The 16,112-nt window shown below is 65.8% G+C and carries 14 protein-coding genes; 11 read left to right on the top strand and 3 right to left on the bottom strand.

Annotation, left to right across the window (positions count from 1 at the left end; translation table 11 throughout):
• The first annotated feature begins 368 nt into the window (after positions 1–368).
• On the top strand, positions 369–1,964 hold the full coding sequence (locus FG95_RS16300; protein WP_037557247.1) for an ABC-F family ATP-binding cassette domain-containing protein: 1,596 nt from the start codon (positions 369–371) through the stop codon (positions 1,962–1,964).
• Between the two features lie 223 nt (positions 1,965–2,187).
• On the opposite strand, the gene FG95_RS16295 is transcribed toward FG95_RS16300, so the two are convergent.
• The gene (locus FG95_RS16295) at positions 2,188–2,838 is read right to left on the bottom strand and encodes a glutathione S-transferase family protein (RefSeq protein WP_037557245.1); all 651 of its coding nucleotides are present in this window, start codon (positions 2,836–2,838) and stop codon (positions 2,188–2,190) included.
• Between the two features lie 166 nt (positions 2,839–3,004).
• Between FG95_RS16295 and FG95_RS16290 the strand changes: the two genes are divergently transcribed.
• The 8 genes from FG95_RS16290 (at position 3,005) to FG95_RS16260 (ending at position 12,825) form a co-directional block, all read left to right on the top strand.
• Entirely contained in the window at positions 3,005–4,651 is a 1,647-nt protein-coding gene (locus FG95_RS16290) for a CHASE domain-containing protein (RefSeq protein WP_037557248.1), read from the top strand.
• Entirely contained in the window at positions 4,635–8,336 is a 3,702-nt protein-coding gene (locus FG95_RS16285; protein WP_052182453.1) for a hydantoinase B/oxoprolinase family protein, read from the top strand. The genes FG95_RS16290 and FG95_RS16285 overlap by 17 nt, the downstream gene beginning before the upstream one ends.
• 333 nt (positions 8,337–8,669) lie before the next feature.
• Positions 8,670–9,353, top strand: coding sequence for a DUF969 domain-containing protein (locus FG95_RS16280; protein WP_037557243.1), 684 nt, complete (start codon positions 8,670–8,672; stop codon positions 9,351–9,353).
• Positions 9,350–10,288, top strand: coding sequence for a DUF979 domain-containing protein (locus tag FG95_RS16275; protein ID WP_037557241.1), 939 nt, complete (start codon positions 9,350–9,352; stop codon positions 10,286–10,288). Before FG95_RS16280 ends, FG95_RS16275 begins: the two co-directional genes overlap by 4 nt.
• Before the next feature lie 176 nt (positions 10,289–10,464).
• Positions 10,465–11,460 (top strand): DUF2891 domain-containing protein, encoded by a 996-nt coding sequence (locus tag FG95_RS16270; protein WP_037557240.1) that lies wholly within the window; start codon positions 10,465–10,467, stop codon positions 11,458–11,460.
• A gap of 61 nt (positions 11,461–11,521) precedes the next feature.
• The gene (locus FG95_RS21150; RefSeq protein ID WP_235211598.1) at positions 11,522–12,049 is read left to right on the top strand and encodes a LacI family DNA-binding transcriptional regulator; all 528 of its coding nucleotides are present in this window, start codon (positions 11,522–11,524) and stop codon (positions 12,047–12,049) included.
• Between the two features lie 6 nt (positions 12,050–12,055).
• The gene (locus tag FG95_RS21145) at positions 12,056–12,526 is read left to right on the top strand and encodes a substrate-binding domain-containing protein (RefSeq protein WP_268746865.1); all 471 of its coding nucleotides are present in this window, start codon (positions 12,056–12,058) and stop codon (positions 12,524–12,526) included.
• 119 nt (positions 12,527–12,645) lie between these two features.
• Positions 12,646–12,825 (top strand): Flp family type IVb pilin, encoded by a 180-nt coding sequence (locus tag FG95_RS16260; protein WP_037557238.1) that lies wholly within the window; start codon positions 12,646–12,648, stop codon positions 12,823–12,825.
• On the opposite strand, the gene FG95_RS16255 is transcribed toward FG95_RS16260, so the two are convergent.
• Positions 12,815–13,462 carry a hypothetical protein gene (locus FG95_RS16255; protein WP_037557237.1) on the bottom strand — a complete coding sequence of 216 codons (648 nt, stop codon included), beginning with the start codon at positions 13,460–13,462 and terminating at the stop codon, positions 12,815–12,817. The two genes, FG95_RS16260 and FG95_RS16255, sit on opposite strands and share 11 nt — an antisense overlap.
• Positions 13,463–13,707: 245 nt before the next feature.
• Positions 13,708–14,259, bottom strand: a complete 552-nt coding sequence (locus FG95_RS16250) for a hypothetical protein (protein ID WP_152567690.1) — start codon at positions 14,257–14,259, stop codon at positions 13,708–13,710.
• A 337-nt stretch (positions 14,260–14,596) separates the two neighbouring features.
• Between FG95_RS16250 and FG95_RS20620 the strand changes: the two genes are divergently transcribed.
• A complete protein-coding gene (locus tag FG95_RS20620) occupies positions 14,597–14,929 on the top strand; it encodes a hypothetical protein (RefSeq protein ID WP_152567689.1) in 333 nt (110 codons plus the stop codon).
• Positions 14,926–16,059 carry a restriction endonuclease gene (locus FG95_RS20615; RefSeq protein WP_152567688.1) on the top strand — a complete coding sequence of 378 codons (1,134 nt, stop codon included), beginning with the start codon at positions 14,926–14,928 and terminating at the stop codon, positions 16,057–16,059. The genes FG95_RS20620 and FG95_RS20615 overlap by 4 nt, the downstream gene beginning before the upstream one ends.
• Positions 16,060–16,112: the final 53 nt, after the last annotated feature.

The raw sequence follows: 16,112 nt of genomic DNA, 5'->3' as shown, positions 1-16,112 counted from the left end.
GCCTAGTCGTAGTGGGGTGGGGTCTATCGGCCTTGCGCAAGGCCGATAGACCCCACCCCCAACCCCTCCCCTGAAGGGGAGGGGCTTTCTTCTCTCAATGGCCGCAACCGGTCGCTACCTGCCCTTCGTCATCCCGGACTTGATCCGGGATCCATCGCAGCGCTGAAGTCGAGGACCCCGGATCAAGTCCGGCGTGACGATGTAAGATGGACCGCTACCCGCCGAAACCGGATATCCCACGAAGACGAATTTGCATCCGTCCCCCCGCCTCCCTACATAACTCCCTCATTCGCACCGGAGTCTCCACGCCATGAACGACAATCTGACCGCAACGCCGCCCCGCCTTGCCGCCAGGAAAGTCCTTGTTCATGTCTCCCGTTTCTCCCTCGATCACCATCGCCAACCTCGGCTGGTCCACGCCTGACGGCCGCGCCGTCCTTTCGGGCCTCGATCTCCATTTCCAGCGCGAGCGGGTCGGCGTCGTCGGCCGCAACGGCGTCGGCAAATCGACACTGCTGCGCCTGCTGACCGGCGAGCTTGCGCCCGTCACCGGCAGCATCGCGATAAATGGCAGCATCGCGATGCTAAGCCAGACGGTGCAGGTCGCGGCGCACGAAAGCATCGCCGACCTGTTCGGCGCGCGCGCCGCGCTCGCACTGCTGCGCAGGGCCGAAGCGGGCGAAGTGAGCGTCGAGGAGATCGCCGACGCCGACTGGACGCTCGACGCGCGAATCGATGCGGCGTTGGCGGGCGTCGGCCTGCCGCTCGCCGCCGACACGCCGCTCGCGGCGCTGTCGGGCGGTCAGCGCACCCGCGCCGCGCTCGCCGGCGCGATGTTCGCCGCGCCCGACTTCCTGCTGCTCGACGAACCCACCAACAATCTCGACCGCGACGGCCGCAAGGCGGTGCGGGGCCTCCTCGCCGGCTGGCGCGGCGGCGCGATCATCGTCAGCCACGACCGCGAATTGCTCGAGGAGATGGACGCGATCGTCGAGCTCACCAGCCTCGGCGCGACGCGCTACGGCGGCGGCTGGAGCGCCTATCGCGCGCGCAAGGACATCGAACAGGCGGCGGTCGAAGCCGAACTCGCAGGTGCCGAAAAGGAACTCGGCCGGGTGCGGCGCCAGGCGCAGGTCACCGCAGAACGGCAGGCGCGCCGCGACGCCGGCGGCCGGCGCAAGGCGGCGCGCGGCGACGAGCCCGCGATCCTGCTCGGGACGCTCAAGCGCCGCGCCGAGGAAAGCGTCGGCGCGAACCGGCGCCTCGCCGAACGCCAGCGCGCCGACGCCGAGCAGGCACGCGACGCCGCGCGCGGCAAGATCGAGGTCGTCGATCCGCTCGCGGTCGCGCTGCCCTCGACCGGGCTCCCCGCCTCGCGCACCGTCCTCGCGCTCGACCGGATCAGCGCGGGCTATGTCGAAGGCCGGCCGGTCATCGAAGGCCTGTCGCTCACGCTCACCGGCCCTGAGCGCGTCGCGATCGCGGGCCCCAATGGTTCGGGCAAATCGACGCTGCTCGCGCTGATCGCCGGAACGCTCGCCCCCTGGTCGGGCGAGCTGCGCGTCGGCGTTCCGTTCGCGCTGTTCGACCAGCGCGTCGCCCTGCTCGATCCCGCGCTTTCGATCGCCGACAATTTCCTTGCGCTCAACCCGGGGACGACGAACAACCAGTGCCGCGCCGCGCTCGCGCGCTTCCGCTTTCGCGCCGACGCCGCCGACCGCATCGCCGGGACACTCAGCGGCGGCCAGATGCTCCGCGCCGGCCTCGCCTGCGTCCTCGGCGCGCCGCACCCGCCGCAATTGCTGATCCTCGACGAACCCGGCAACCATCTCGACATCGAATCGCTCACCGCCGTCGAAACCGGCCTCGCCGCCTATGACGGCGCGCTGCTGGTGGTCAGCCACGACCGCGCGTTCCTCGATGCGATCGGGGTGCAACGGGTGGTCGAGTTGGGTGCGGGATGACGGGCGCCCAAGACGGTTTTGAGCGGGGAGCGGACGCTAAGATCCTCCCCATCGACTTGCGATGGGGAGGGGGACCGCCGCGAAGCGGTGGTGGAGGGGTCGCGCGCGTAGCGCGCTCGCTTCGCTCGCACCCCTCCGTCAGCCTTGCGGGCTGCCACCTCCCATCGCAAATCGATGGGGAGGATTTTGTGGGCAGCTGCCGCCCCCCGCCCTTCGGCCAACCTCAGCCCGCCAGCACGCGCTCGATCAGCCGCTCTTCCTTGGCGATCCACGGCGCCATGCTCGGCCGCGACAAGATCGCCTCGCTCCACGCCGCGATCTTGGGGTACGCCGCCGCATCGACGCCCGCGCCGCAATGGCGGAAATTCATCAGCGGCGACGCGACCGCCAGGTCGGCGAGCGTCAGCCGGTCGCCGACCAGATAACCCGACGCCGGGATCGCGCTTTCCAGATAGGCGAGCAGCTTCGGCAATTCCTCGCTCTCGGCCTGCGCCGCCGCAGCGAGATCGCCCTCGCGGCCGAGGAATTTGGGCGCGACGATGCGGTTGAAGAATATCTTGCCGCTGCACGCCGCGAACACCGTGTCGGCGAACTCTTCCCACCAGATCACGCGCCCGCGCTCCTGCGGGTCGGCGGGGATCAGCGCGGGTTCGGGATATTTCGCTTCGACATATTGGATGATCGCGCTCGAATCGGCGAGCAGGAAGCCGCTATCGTCCATCGCCGGCATCTTGCCGAGCGGCGAGGCGGCCCGAAAGCCGGGGTCGGGATCGCCGATGCCGACGCCCTTCAACTCGAATTCGATCCCTTTTTCGCCCAGATAGCCGAGCAGCTTGCGCACGAACGGCGATACCACCGACCCGTAAATGATCATCGCGTCTCTCCTTTTCTTCGCGCCACCATATGCGAAAGGTTGCGGATCGCAACCCGCCCATCGCTGCCGCATGCGCGCGAAATAAACTTGCCAAGGACGGCGCGGCATGGAACATCGGGCGGCAGAGGGGGGCGCTGCCGCGGCAGCCATCAGGCAGGATGAACAGATGCGCCCTTCGTTGTGGGCAGATCGGCTGCTGGCGCTCTCCGCCCGCTTCGTGGGTCTTGTGATATTGGTCGCCACGCTGCTCGCGGCGGGTGCAAGCTTTCTTTACAATCGCGGCGAGGAAGCCGACCGCGCCGACCGCGTCGCGATACAGGTCAACATGCGGCTGCGCGATCATATCGCGGTGCTCGAAGGCGTGCGCGCCCTCTATCAGTCGGACAGCCAGTCGAGCGGGCCGGGCATTCGCGCCTATCTCGCGTCGCTGCGGCCGCAGGTGCACGCACCGGGGATGGAAGGGATCGGCATCGCGGTGGCGATGCGGCAGGGAACGCCGGCGGCGGCCGAGGCGATGCTGCGCCAGAATTACGGGCGCGACATATCCGTCTGGCCCGCGACCAGCCAGCCGATCGGCTTTCCGATCATACTCGTCGAACCTTATACGCCGCGCCGCCACAATGCGCTCGGCTATGACATGTACAGCGAACGCATCCGGCGCGAGGCGATGCGCCGCGCGTGGCAGACCGGCCAGCCCGCGGCGAGCGGCATCGTCCAGCTCGTTCAGGAAAAGGGCGTCGCGCGGCGGCAGCCCGGCTTCCTGATCTACGTCCCCATCTATGCCGGCCGCACCGCGCCCGGCGGCGCGCAGCCGCCCGGCGAGGCGTCGCCGCCGCCGGTCTTCGCCACCGCGCCGAACGCGCGGCCGATCGAGGCCTTCGTCTATGCGCCTTTCCGCACCAACGACCTGATGACCGCGGTGCTCGGGTCGCAGCTCGACACGATCGCGGGGCTCGAAATCTATGCCGGCGAAGGCCCGTCGGCGCCGCTCGTCTTCCGCCACGGCACGATGGGCTGGGACACGCACGAACAGAAACTCCGCGTCGCCGACCGGCAATGGACGATGCGCATTTCCTACGGCCGGCTGCTCGAACGGATCGGGCGGCCCTTCGCCATCTTCCTCTTCGGCTTCGCGATCATGCTGCTCGCGATGCAGCTCCACCGCCTCCAGCAACGCCGCGTCGGCGCGTTCCAGGCGCTCGCCGACGAACAGGCGCTCCGCGCCGCCGACCGCGAACTGATGATCGGCGAAATGGCGCATCGGATGAAAAACGCCTTCGCGCGCATCGGCGCGCTCGCGCGCATCACCTTGCGCGAATCGACCAGCCTCGAGGATTTCGAGACGCGCTTCGACGGCCGCATGCGCGCGCTGTCCGACGCGAAGCAGATGCTCGTCACCGGCGCGCTCGACAGCGTCGATCTTCGCCAGATCGTTCACCGCGAACTCGATCTTGCGGGCGTATCCGCCGAACAGCTTGCCGCCATCGCCGGGCCCGACGTCCGCCTCGACGACGAGGGGGCGCAGGCGATCTCGCTCGCGATCCACGAATTCGTCACCAACAGCATCAAATATGGCGCGCTCGCGGGCAAGGGACATCTTTCGGTCGGCTGGCACCGCGACGATGGCGAGATCGAACTCGACTGGATCGAAAGCGACCTCGCCGAAACCCCGCATATCGAAAGCGAAAGTTTCGGCACCCAGTTCATCCGCACCTTGATCGAGCGGCAATTGAAGGGCAGCTGGACCCGCACCGCGGTTGACAATCGCCTCGCCATCGTCATTCGCTGGCCCGAATATGGCACCCCCGACTGACGACATGGGTCCCGGCCCCCTCTGGCAAATCTGGATCGACCGCGGCGGCACCTTCACCGATGTCGTCGCGCGCCGCCCCGACGGCGCCGTCGTCACGACCAAATATCTCTCCGAGGATCCCGCACGCCCCGGCGACGCCGCGGTGGGCGCGATCCGCGACCTCACCGGCGCAGGGGACGGCGCGCTGCCCCCGCTCGCGATCCGCATGGGCTCGACCGTCGCGACCAACGCACTGCTCGAACGCAAGGGCGAGGCGACCCTGCTCGCGATCACGCGCGGCTTCGGCGACGCGCTGACGATCGGCTATCAGGACCGCCCCGAGCTGTTCGCGCGCCGCCTCGACCGCATCGCGCCGCCCCATGCCGAAGTCGCGGAGATCGCCGAGCGCATCGCCCCCGACGGCGAAGTGCTGACCCGGCTCGACGAGGAGGCCGCGCGCGTCGCGCTCGCCGCCGCGCGCGACCGCGGCCTTTCCAGCATCGCCATCGTCCTGATGCACGGCTACGCCCACCCGGCGCACGAATTGCGCCTCGCCGACATCGCGCGCGAGATCGGCTTCACCCAAATCTCGACCAGCCACGAGGTCAGCGCGCTGATCAAGCTCGTCGGGCGCGGCGATACGACGCTCGCCGACGCCTATCTCTCGCCCGTGCTGCGCCACTATGTCGATCAGTTCGTCGCGCAGCTCGGAGAGGGCATCGACCCGCAATTCATGAAAAGCTCGGGCGGCCTCGCGTCCGCGAGCGCCTTTCACGGCCGCGACGCGATCCTCTCGGGCCCCGCGGGCGGCATCGTCGGCATGGTCGGCAGCGCCGCGCCCTTAGGCAAGACGCGGCTCATCGGCTTCGACATGGGCGGCACCTCGACCGACGTCAGCCATTATGCCGGCCGCCTCGAACGCGATAACGAGACCATCGTCGCGGGCACGCGCATCCGCGCCCCGATGCTGCGCATCCACACCGTCGCCGCCGGCGGTGGCTCGATCTGCCGCTGGGACGGCGCGCGCCTCCTCGTCGGCCCCGAAAGCGCGGGCGCCAACCCCGGCCCCGCCGCCTATGGCCGCGGCGGCCCGCTCACCGTCACCGACTGCAACGTCCTGCTCGGCAAGATCCAGCCCGATCATTTCCCCAAACTCTTCGGACCCGCAGGCGACCAGCCGCTCGATCGCGACGTCGTGGTACGGAAATTCGCCGCGATGGCCGCCGAGGTCGGAAACATCACCCCCGAAGCCCTCGCCGAAGGCCTGCTCGCCATAGCGGTTCAGCAGATGGCGAACGCGATCAAGCGCATCACCGTCGCGCGCGGGCACGACGTCACCCAAGGCTACAGCCTCGTCGGCTTCGGCGGCGCCGCGGGCCAGCATGTCTGCCTCGTCGCCGACGCGCTCGGGATCGACGAAATCCTGCTCCATCCGCTCGCGGGCGTCCTCTCGGCCTATGGCATGGGCCTCGCCAAGCCCTCGGCGATCCGCGAGCGCACGCTCGCGCTCAAACTCGACGGTGATTGCGCCGCCGCCCTCGCCGCCGCCGAAGCCGAACTCGCCGAACAGGCCCGCGCCGATCTCTCCGAGAGCGCCGAAACCGCCCGCGAAACCCTGCTCTTCGTCCGTCTCGCCGACAGCGACAATGCGATCGAACTCCCCCTCGCGCCGCCCGCCGACGTCAGGCAGGCCTTCGCCGCCGCCTTCCGCCAGCGCTTCGGCTATGCCCCGCACGCCGATCTCGTCGTCGACCGCATCCGCGTCGAACTCACCGAGGCGGGCGACGCTCCTGCCAGCCTGCCCCCCCCCGCACCGACCGCCGAAACCGAACCCGAAACCGTCACCGTCTGGCTCGCCGGCGTATCGCACGCCGTCCCGCTCTACCAGCGCAGCGCCCTCGCCACCGGCCGCACCATCGCCGGCCCCGCGATCGTCATCGACGCGCTCTCGACCACCATCGTCGAACCCGGCTGGACCGCATCGGTCGAGCAGGAAGGGACGCTGCGCCTATCCAAAAGCCAGATAAGCCCCTCCCCTTCAGGGGAGAGGTTCGGGGTGGGGTCTATCGACCTTGCGCATGGCCGCGACACCCCACCCCCAGCCCCTCCCCTGAAGGGGAGGGGTGAAGAAGCACCAGACCCGATCCGCCTCGAAATCTTCAACAGCCTGTTCATGGCGATCGCCGAGGAAATGGGCGGCGCGCTCCAGCACAGCGCCTCGTCGATCAACATCCGCGAGCGGCTCGATTTCTCCTGCGCGATCTTCGACGGCGCGGGCAGTCTCGTCGCCAACGCCCCGCACATGCCCGTTCACTTGGGATCGATGGGCGAAAGCGTCCGCACCATCCTGCGCCAGCGCGGTCCCGGCGCCGACGGTCGGCCGCGCGACGGCCGCGGCATCCGCCCGGGCGACGCCTATGCGCTCAACGCCCCTTATGACGGCGGCACCCACCTCCCCGACATCACCGTCATCATGCCGGTTTTCGTTGAAGGCGACACGCCAAGCTTCTTCGTCGCCGCACGCGGCCATCACGCCGACCTCGGCGGCATCGCCCCCGGCTCGATGCCCCCCGACAGCAGGAGCATCGCCGACGAAGGCATCCTCTTCGACAACAGGCTGATCGTCGACGACGGCCATTTCCTCGACGCCGATGTCCACGCGCACCTCACGACAAGCGAATGGCCCGCACGCAACCCCGCGCTCAACATCGCCGACCTCAAAGCGCAGGTCGCCGCCTGCCAACGCGGCGCGAGCGCGCTCGCCGACCTTTCCGCAACGCACGGCGCCGCGACCGTCGCCGCCTATATGGCGCACGGCCAGCGCCAGGCCGAAGCCGCCGTCCGCCAGCTGATCGCGCGTCTCGAGAACGGCCACTTCCGCTACGCGATGGACAACGGCGCCGAGGTCGCGGTCGCCGTGAAGGTCGACCGTAAAGCCCGCAACGTCACCATCGACTTCACCGGCTCCAGCGCCACCCTCCCCGACAATTTCAACGCGCCGCTGCCCGTCGTCCGCGCCGCCGTCCTCTATGTCCTGCGCACGATGCTCGACGACCCGATCCCGATGAACGAGGGCTGCCTCGCCCCGGTGACATTGATCGTCCCCGAAGATTCGATGCTCAGCCCGCGCTATCCCGCCGCGGTCGTCGCGGGCAATGTCGAGACGAGCCAGGTCATCACCGACGCGCTCTTCGCCGCCTTCGGCGCGATGGCCCCCGCGCAGGGCACGATGAACAATTTCACCTTCGGGAACGAGCGCCACCAATATTATGAGACGATCGCCGGCGGATCGGGCGCCGGTCCCGGTTTCGACGGCACAGCCGTGATCCAGACCCATATGACCAACAGCCGAATGACCGACCCCGAAGTCATGGAAACCCGCTTCCCCGTCATTGTCGAAGAGTTCGCGATCCGCAAAGGCTCGGGCGGCGCGGGCCGCTGGCACGGCGGCGACGGCGCCACCCGACGCGTCCGCTTCCGCGAACCCATGACCGCGAACATCCTCGCCAATCGCCGCAAGATCGCGCCAAAGGGTCTCGCGGGCGGCGCCGACGCCGCACCCGGCCGCAACTGGGTCGAGCGCGCGGACGGACGGGTCGAAATGCTGGGCGCCACCGGCAGCGCGGATCTCGAAGCGGGCGATGCCTTCGTAATCGAAACGCCCGGCGGCGGGGGCTATGGGGAAGCAGGGGACGAGCACGAATGAAAAAGGTTCACGCGGAGACGCGGAGACGCGGAGAGAAGATTGAAACATTAGAACCATTCGCCCTGAGCTTGTCGAAGGGCCGTTCTTTTTCTTGTGACGTCGAAAAGAAGAACAGTGCTTCGACAAGCTCAGCACAAACGGTTTTGGGATATTCTCTCCGCGCCTCCGCGCCTCCGCGTGAACCCTTTTCGACCCCGCCCCACTTTTCAACACCGCCCCATATTTCGTCATCCCCGCGAAGGCGGGGATCCAGCTGTCAACGTCGATGGATGCACCAGCCCTCGCAAAGCTGGATTCCCGCCTTCGCGGGAATGACGAAGTAGGGAACCGGCCATGCTCGTCCTGATCGGCATCCTCATCATCATCGCGGGCTTCCTGCTCCGCTTCAATCCGCTGCTCGTGATCATGGCCTCGGCGCTCGCGACCGGGCTCGCCGCTGGGCTCGACATCGCCGCGATCGTCGCCGCCTTCGGCAAGGCGTTCAACGACACGCGCTATGTCTCGATCGTCTGGATCGTCCTCCCCGTGATCGGCCTGCTCGAAGCTTACGGCCTGCAACAGCACGCCCGCAGCCTGATCGGCCGCATGAAGGGCGCAACGCTCGGCCGCCTGCTCACCTCCTACCTCTTGCTGCGACAGGCGATGGCCGCGGTCGGTCTCACCTCGGTCGCGGGCCATCCGCAGACGGTCCGCCCGCTCGTCGCGCCCATGGCCGAAGCCGCCGCCGAGGCGAAGAACGCCGCGCTCTCGGGCGACCAGCGCGAGGAGGTCAAGGCCTTCGCCGCCGCGACCGACAATGTCGGCCTCTTCTTCGGCGAGGATATCTTTCTCGCGATCGGCTCGATCCTGCTGATGAAGGGCGTGCTCGAAGGCTATGGCTATGTCATCGAGCCGCTGCATTTCTCGCTCTGGGCGATCCCGACCGCGATCGCCGCCTTCATCATCCACGGCCTGCGTCTCCGCCGTCTCGAAAAGCGGATGGCGCAACAGGACAGGATGCAGGAGGCGAGCGCATGATCACGCTCGGCTTCGTCTATGTTCTCGCCGGGCTGACCTTCGCGGCCTTCGCCTTCCTCGGACTTCGTGACCGCACCAACCCCAAACGCTTCGGCAACGCCGCCTTCTGGGGCCTGCTCGCCGTCTCGATGCTCGCGGGCGACCGGCTCGGCGACTTCGGCAACGGACTGCTCGTGCTCGCACTGGTGGCCATCGCCGGAACCGGCCAGATCGGCCGCGCGCCCGGCGGCGACGTTCCGCCCGATGTGCAGGCACAGCGCGCCGCGAAGCACGGCAATTTCCTGCTCCTCGTCGCGCTGATCATCCCCGCGGTCGCGCTCGCGGGCACCTTCCTCTTCAAATGGGTGCCGGGCCTCGCCGATCCCAAGCAAGCCACCTTGATTTCGCTCGCGCTGGGCGTGCTCATCGCGCTCGCCGTCGGCATGGCGCGCCTCAAGCCCCCGCCGCTGCTCCCGCTCGAACAGGGCCGCCGCCTGCTCGACGCGGTCGGCTGGGCGGCGATCCTGCCGCAGATGCTCGCCAGCCTCGGCGCAGTCTTCGCGCTCGCGGGGGTAGGCGAAGTCGTCGGCGACCTCATCGGCACCGCGATCCCGGAGGGCAGCCTGTTCGGCGCGACGCTCGCCTTCGGGCTCGGCATGGCGCTTTTCACGATGGTGATGGGCAACGCCTTCGCCGCCTTCCCGGTGATGCTCGCCGCGGTCGGCATGCCCCTGCTGATCAAGCAATATGGCGGCGACCCCGCGGTGGTCGCGGCGATCGGCATGCTCGCGGGCTTCTGCGGCACGCTGATGACCCCGATGGCGGCAAACTTCAACCTCGTCCCCGCGGCGCTGCTCGAGCTCAAAAACCCCTATGGCGTGATCAAGGCGCAGATCGGGACGGCGGTCCCCCTGCTCGCGGTGAACATCCTCTTCATCTGGCTCTTCGCTTTCTAAGATCCTTCCCATCGCGAAGCGTTGGGGAGGGGGACCGCCGCGAAGCGGTGGTGGAGGGGTAGCAACACTAGCGCAAAAACCCCTCCGTCAGCGGCTACGCCGCTGCCACCTCCCCAACGCTTCGCGATGGGGAGGATCATCTCGCATCGCCCGCTGGGAACGGATAGAAAGGCCCCATGCACCTCACCCCCACTCACGCCACCCGCTTCGCGACCGCCACCCTCGCCCACCTCGGCCGCGAATATCCCTACAAGATGGACCTCGTCCTCACCGGCCGCGAGGACGCCAAGCCCCCGCGCGAACATCACCCGATCTTCCACGGCAGCTTCGACTGGCACAGCTGCGTCCACGGCTGGTGGCAGATCCTCCGCCTCGCGCGCCGCTTCCCCGACCTGCCCGTCGCCGCCCAAATCCGCGCGCGCGCCGACACCATGCTCGTCCCCGAAAAGGTCGCGGGCGAACGCGCCTTCCTCGATCGCCCTTATTCGGCCGCCTTCGAGCGCCCCTACGGCTGGGCGTGGCTGCTCGCGCTCCACGCCGAAGCCGAAGCGCACGACGCCCCCTGGGCCGCCGCGCTCGAGCCGCTCGCGCTGGCCTTCGCCGCGCGCTTCCACGCCTTCCTGCCCAAGCTCACCTATCCCTTGCGCGTCGGCACCCATTTCAACATCGCCTTCGCGCTATTGCTCGCCCGCCACTGGGCCGAAGGCCGCGACCCCGCACTCATCGCCCTCATCGACGCCCGCGCCCGCGGCTGGTTCGAGGCCGACCGCGACTGTCAGGCGTGGGAACCCGGCGGCGACGAATTCCTCTCCTCGGCGCTCACCGAAGCGCATCTGATGACCGCCGTCCTCGGCGTCGATTTCCCCCGCTGGTTCGACGCCTTCCTGCCCCGCGCCGCCAGCGAACAACCCGCCACCCTCTTCACCCCCGCCACCGTCTCCGACCGCAGCGACGGCAAGATCGCGCACCTCGACGGGCTCAACCTCAGCCGCGCGTGGAGCTGGCGCGCCATCGCCGCCGCGCTCGGCCCCGCGCACCCCGCCAGCCCGGTCGCCGAGGCCGCGGCCGAGCGCCACCTCGCCGCCGCGCTCCCCCACGTCACCGGCGACTATATGGGCGAGCACTGGCTCGCGAGCTTCGCCTTGCTCGCGCTCGACGGCCTCGCCGATTGACAAGCCCCGCCCGCGCGGCAACAGACGGCGCGAGGGGGAGAGGCCAGAGGTGAACGGAAAGATGCTGCGTCCCACATCGTTCGACGTCGCCGAACGCGCCGGCGTGTCGCAATCGACCGTCTCGCGCGCGCTCCGGGGCTCGCCCGGCGTCAACGCCGAAACGCGCGCGCGCGTCGCCGCCGCCGCACGCGAGCTCGGCTATGTCGTCGACCGCCACGCCTCGTCGCTGCGCCTCAAGAGCAGCGAGACGATCGCGCTCGTCACCATCTGCCGCCCCGGCGAGGACCGCAGCGCGATCAACCCCTTCTATTTCGCGCTGCTCGGCAGCATCGCCGCCGCGACCTCGGCGCGCGGCTTCAACCTGCTCGTCTCGTTCCAGGAGAATGAAGACAATTTCCGCGCCGATTTCGTCGCCAGCGGGCTCGCCGACGCGATGATCGTCATCGGCACCACCAGCAACCGCGCGGCGTGGAAATATTTCGCCGAGGCGCAGGCGTCGGGCCTCGACTTCGTCTGCTGGGGCAGCCCGGGCAGTCCCTTCCACTGGATGCGGAGCGAGAATGACATCGGCGGCCAGCTCGCCGCCTAGCATTTTATCGCCACCGGCCGCCGCCACATCGCCTTCGTCGGGCCGCAGCAGTCGCCGCAGCGCCAGTTCGACGAGCGCCGCGACGGCTTCACCGCCGCGCTCGGCCTCCACGGCCTCACCCCGATCGTCGCCGAGCCCCCCGCCGCCGCCGACCGCCACGCGCAGGGCGTCGCCGCGGTGCAGGCCTTGCTAGCGGCGCATCCCGAAACCGACGCGATCTTCGCCGCCAGCGACATGCTCGCCCTGGGCGTGCTGCAGGGCCTCAAGGACGCCGGCCGCCGCGTGCCGCAGGACGTCGCGCTGATCGGCTTCGACGGCATCCGCGCCGGCACCCTCGCCGACCCCGCGCTCACCACGCTCGAGCCCGACCTCGACGCCGCGGGCGAGGCGCTCGTCGCGATGGCGCTCGAGGATGACGAACGCACGCGCAGCGGCACGCGCATCCCCGTCCACCTCGTCGTCCGCGGCACCGCCTGAGCGCGCGGCGCGCCGCGAAAAACACCGCCTTGCCCGCGCGTTAAGCCTGTTCGTCAACCCGCCCGCCATGCGCGCCGCCCTATCGCGGCGCGGGACCATGACGAGCGAAGGGCGAGCGGATGATGCGCGAACGGGCGATGCGCGAACGAACATTGCTGAAGGACCAGCGCGGCGCCACCGCGATCGAATATGGGCTGATCGCCGCGCTGATCGCGCTCGCGTGCATCATCGCCTTCCAGACGCTCGGGCTCAATCTCGAAACCATCTTCACGACGATCAACGACGCGCTCAATCGTTAGCGGCCCCGTCCTCGCCCCTTTCGTTGCCGCCTGCCTTCTCGCCGCGCGCCGCCGCCAGCCGCGCGGCGGCCTCGCCCGTCGCCGGCTGGCCGCAGCGCATGCAGCAACCGCGTTCCACCTCCTCCGCGGCGGCCGCGGCGCGCATCCGGTCGAGCTTGCCGGCCAGCTTCTCGATCGCGCTGCCCGGATGGAAATATTTGATTCCCCCGCCGTCGAAGCGCCAGCCCGCCAGATGCTCCTCGGCGCTGATCACCGCATCGCCGTCATAGCGTCGGTAGAGCGTTCCCGCCGCGCCGCCCTCTCCCAGCTCGCCGCGCTTGATCAGCAGCCCGAGCATCGAATCCGACGGCACGATCCGCCGCTCGACCTCCTTGCCGTCGCGGATCACCACCATCTCGCGCCCCACCACCGCGCGTTCATAGGCGATCGCCGTGAGCCCGCGCTGCGCGCGCGCCAGCGCGGTCGAACAGGCGCGATCGAATTCCTCGAAACGCCGCCGCGCGTCGTTGACCGACTTGCGGCTCATCCCCGCGACCCGCGCCGCATCGGTGACGCACCCCGACTGCGCGAGCACGGCAAGAAACGTCCGCGTCCGCGCCGCAGTCCACCCATCCTCGCGAATGCGCAGCCCGGGCATGAAGGGATTGGCGTGCTTAGGCCCCTCCCGCCCCCCTTTTATCCCCTCCCGCTTGCGGGAGGGGGTGCGAGACTTGCGGGCTTGCCCGCTAGTCGCAGCGGGGAGGGCCTGATCTCCCACGCCGCCCGTCTCTCCCGATTTCCCCCGCAAACCCCGCACCACCTTACGTCCCATAGCTCCATCTCCCGAATCGCCTGGAATGACTCGGAATGATTTTGAACCTATTTGGATAATGTAGGAAAGCTCTATTTTCGCCGAATGGCCGTTGGTAATCTTTGCGGAACACTCAAGCCGGCCTGCTCAATTAGCTTTGCGAAATCGTCTGCTGACTTGCCCCGTTTGCTTTGTTGATCAGAGCGCCGTCGCTCACGCTCACCTCGTTTGATGAAAAACGCCGTGGCTTCTCCCGACTCGATGAAATCGAAAGCCTTGAGCTTGGCATCAATCGCACTGTCATATCGCGCGGCTCCTTCCACGCTTCCCATTCTGATCAAAAACTTGTTGGCACTGGGAAGAATGAAGACACTCAAGCCCTCTTGAATAAGCCACTCGCCGCCGCTGCGAATTCTCTTCCAACGCTTTGAAGATACGAAACGCTTTCGTCGTTCCATCTTTTTAAGATATTTCTCGTGATGCTCGCTCGCGAGCATGGTGCCTGTGAGATTGTCGCAGCAGTCCGTTCCAACAACCATTGCGCCCCACGACGGATGGATGATCGCGTAGGTATATCGCAAATCTGTTCCGCAATATTCGCACTCACCAGAAAGATCGCCCAAATCGTCAGAACCGATCAGCATCCATCCACTCTTAGGCATTATTATCCCATGCTCTTCGGCGTGACAGCCTTTGCAGAGCGTTTCGCATTCGGTGTGCCCATATTCCCACGGCTTGCGGTTAGGCGCATAACCTTTGTGATGGACTTGCAGCACGACACCGTCTGCACGAGATCGAAAACAGCGTACGCACCGCCCGCCATCCAGCTTGATGACCTCTTCGCGGAATCGAATCCATTTCGAATGGCTGTAGAGGTTAATAGGACCTACTCCGTGGCCGTACGACGATTGCACCCGAACACAATAATCCGTATCACCGCATTTAACATCAAGGCGAATTTTCTGAAGGGGAGAGATAAAATTGAAGAGAATCTCTCGGTTTCTTGGGCTAAAAAAGACTCAAGCAGAACTAGACTTCGTAGATATCGAAGTTGGATCCGATACTCCGCTATTCCTAGAACCAGCTGCTTTTCATGAAGGAAAGGGCGGATTCGCTCGCGAGTGCGCTGCTGACATTGAAGAGTTTTTTGATGCCGTGTTGGACGCTGCGGGAGAGAAAAACTGGGCCATGGGCATGGAGCTTCTTCGAGGCCTGCAAGAACCTGATGAGATTCAATTTGGCTTCTCTTACGGGAAACCGAGAGGAAGAGGATCGGCCAAGAGCAAGCCTCTCAGATTTTCCGCGCCATATTGAAAAGCAAAGCTATTCAATCGGGAATGATACAAGATTTGAATGACGCATTTATGTTCATTCCCGGCATTGGACCCGACAAAGTTTCCGATATAACCGCCAACATTATTAGAAAACATTTGATAACCTACACACAAAATCAATTTGCTCTATACGGAGTTGACATACCAAATAAATATCCAACCGGACTTATGTGGGATAGCTTAAATCGATGCTGGCACGAAGAACATGACTATATCCCATTCTACAAGGGGCAAAAAGTCCTTCTAGTCCCTAAGTGGTATGTAAAATATCACTATGATTTTACTAAGTTAGGACGGAGATATTACGACGGATTTATCGCAAGCTTTGTAAGAGATAGAGAGCTTTCCACCATGGGGAAGCTGGTTTCCTTTATTCCTAGAAAAAACTCACCGCCAACTCCCCATGTTTACAAGCATGACATTGAGAGAGAAATTCCTAGAAATAAAGATAGCATAGTCGATTTTACTCAAAAACATCCCGATGTTTATCGGAAGTTCCGTGACGCTATGCTAAAGCATAATCCTATGAGCATCAATGCTCTTGTAAATGCGCAAGGAAAAAACTTCAGAGAGATGGAGTTTTCTAACTCATCTATAGAGGCATTAAGAAATATTCCGACGGGAAATAGGTCAGCAAACGATTACCAATCCTTGATCGTGGGGTTAAGCCATTTTTTGCTTTATCCGTCTCTTACAAATCCCGTTCTGGAACGGCCGATTAACGATGGCAGAAAGAGGATAGATATCGCGTTCGATAATTCAGCAGACAAAGGAGTTTTTCATCGGCTGAGAACGGACCCTTTCCTTCTTGCACGCGAGGTTATGATAGAGTGCAAAAACTATGCTGATGATTTGGAGAACCCCGAGATAGATCAGCTTATCGGAAGGTTTGACAACCGCCGAGGCAGGTTCGGAATTTTGGTTTGCAGATCGATCACAGATAAGCAGAAAACAGAAGCTCGCTGCACCGATGCGTTTAAGGCGCAGCAAGGAGTCGTCGTCGTGCTTACCGATGACGATATTTGTGAAGCTTTGGCCGCAGGGCCATTGGGGCGCGAGACGCGCATCAATGAGATTGTCCAGAACCAGTTGAGGTCGCTACTCGCTTAGGCCAACCCGTCGGCTTAAGGGTTTATCGCTCCCCCCACCCCCTTGCATTTCCC

The sequence above is a fragment of the Sphingopyxis sp. LC363 genome (genome assembly GCF_000756385.1).
Lineage (GTDB): Bacteria > Pseudomonadota > Alphaproteobacteria > Sphingomonadales > Sphingomonadaceae > Sphingopyxis.
Note: the sequence above shows the minus strand (reverse complement) of the source record. Positions and strands in the feature narration are given on the sequence as shown.

What these genes read in the sequence shown, in the direction of transcription:
- FG95_RS16300 (WP_037557247.1), top strand. Translation starts at nt 369, where the DNA reads ATGTCTCCCGTTTCTCCCTCGATCACCATCGCCAACCTCGGCTGGTCC.
- FG95_RS16295 (WP_037557245.1), bottom strand. Translation starts at nt 2,838, where the DNA reads ATGATCATTTACGGGTCGGTGGTATCGCCGTTCGTGCGCAAGCTGCTC.
- FG95_RS16290 (WP_037557248.1), top strand. Translation starts at nt 3,005, where the DNA reads ATGCGCCCTTCGTTGTGGGCAGATCGGCTGCTGGCGCTCTCCGCCCGC.
- FG95_RS16285 (WP_052182453.1), top strand. Translation starts at nt 4,635, where the DNA reads ATGGCACCCCCGACTGACGACATGGGTCCCGGCCCCCTCTGGCAAATC.
- FG95_RS16280 (WP_037557243.1), top strand. Translation starts at nt 8,670, where the DNA reads ATGCTCGTCCTGATCGGCATCCTCATCATCATCGCGGGCTTCCTGCTC.
- FG95_RS16275 (WP_037557241.1), top strand. Translation starts at nt 9,350, where the DNA reads ATGATCACGCTCGGCTTCGTCTATGTTCTCGCCGGGCTGACCTTCGCG.
- FG95_RS16270 (WP_037557240.1), top strand. Translation starts at nt 10,465, where the DNA reads ATGCACCTCACCCCCACTCACGCCACCCGCTTCGCGACCGCCACCCTC.
- FG95_RS21150 (WP_235211598.1), top strand. Translation starts at nt 11,522, where the DNA reads ATGCTGCGTCCCACATCGTTCGACGTCGCCGAACGCGCCGGCGTGTCG.
- FG95_RS16260 (WP_037557238.1), top strand. Translation starts at nt 12,646, where the DNA reads ATGATGCGCGAACGGGCGATGCGCGAACGAACATTGCTGAAGGACCAG.
- FG95_RS16255 (WP_037557237.1), bottom strand. Translation starts at nt 13,462, where the DNA reads ATGCCCGGGCTGCGCATTCGCGAGGATGGGTGGACTGCGGCGCGGACG.
- FG95_RS16250 (WP_152567690.1), bottom strand. Translation starts at nt 14,259, where the DNA reads ATGCTGATCGGTTCTGACGATTTGGGCGATCTTTCTGGTGAGTGCGAA.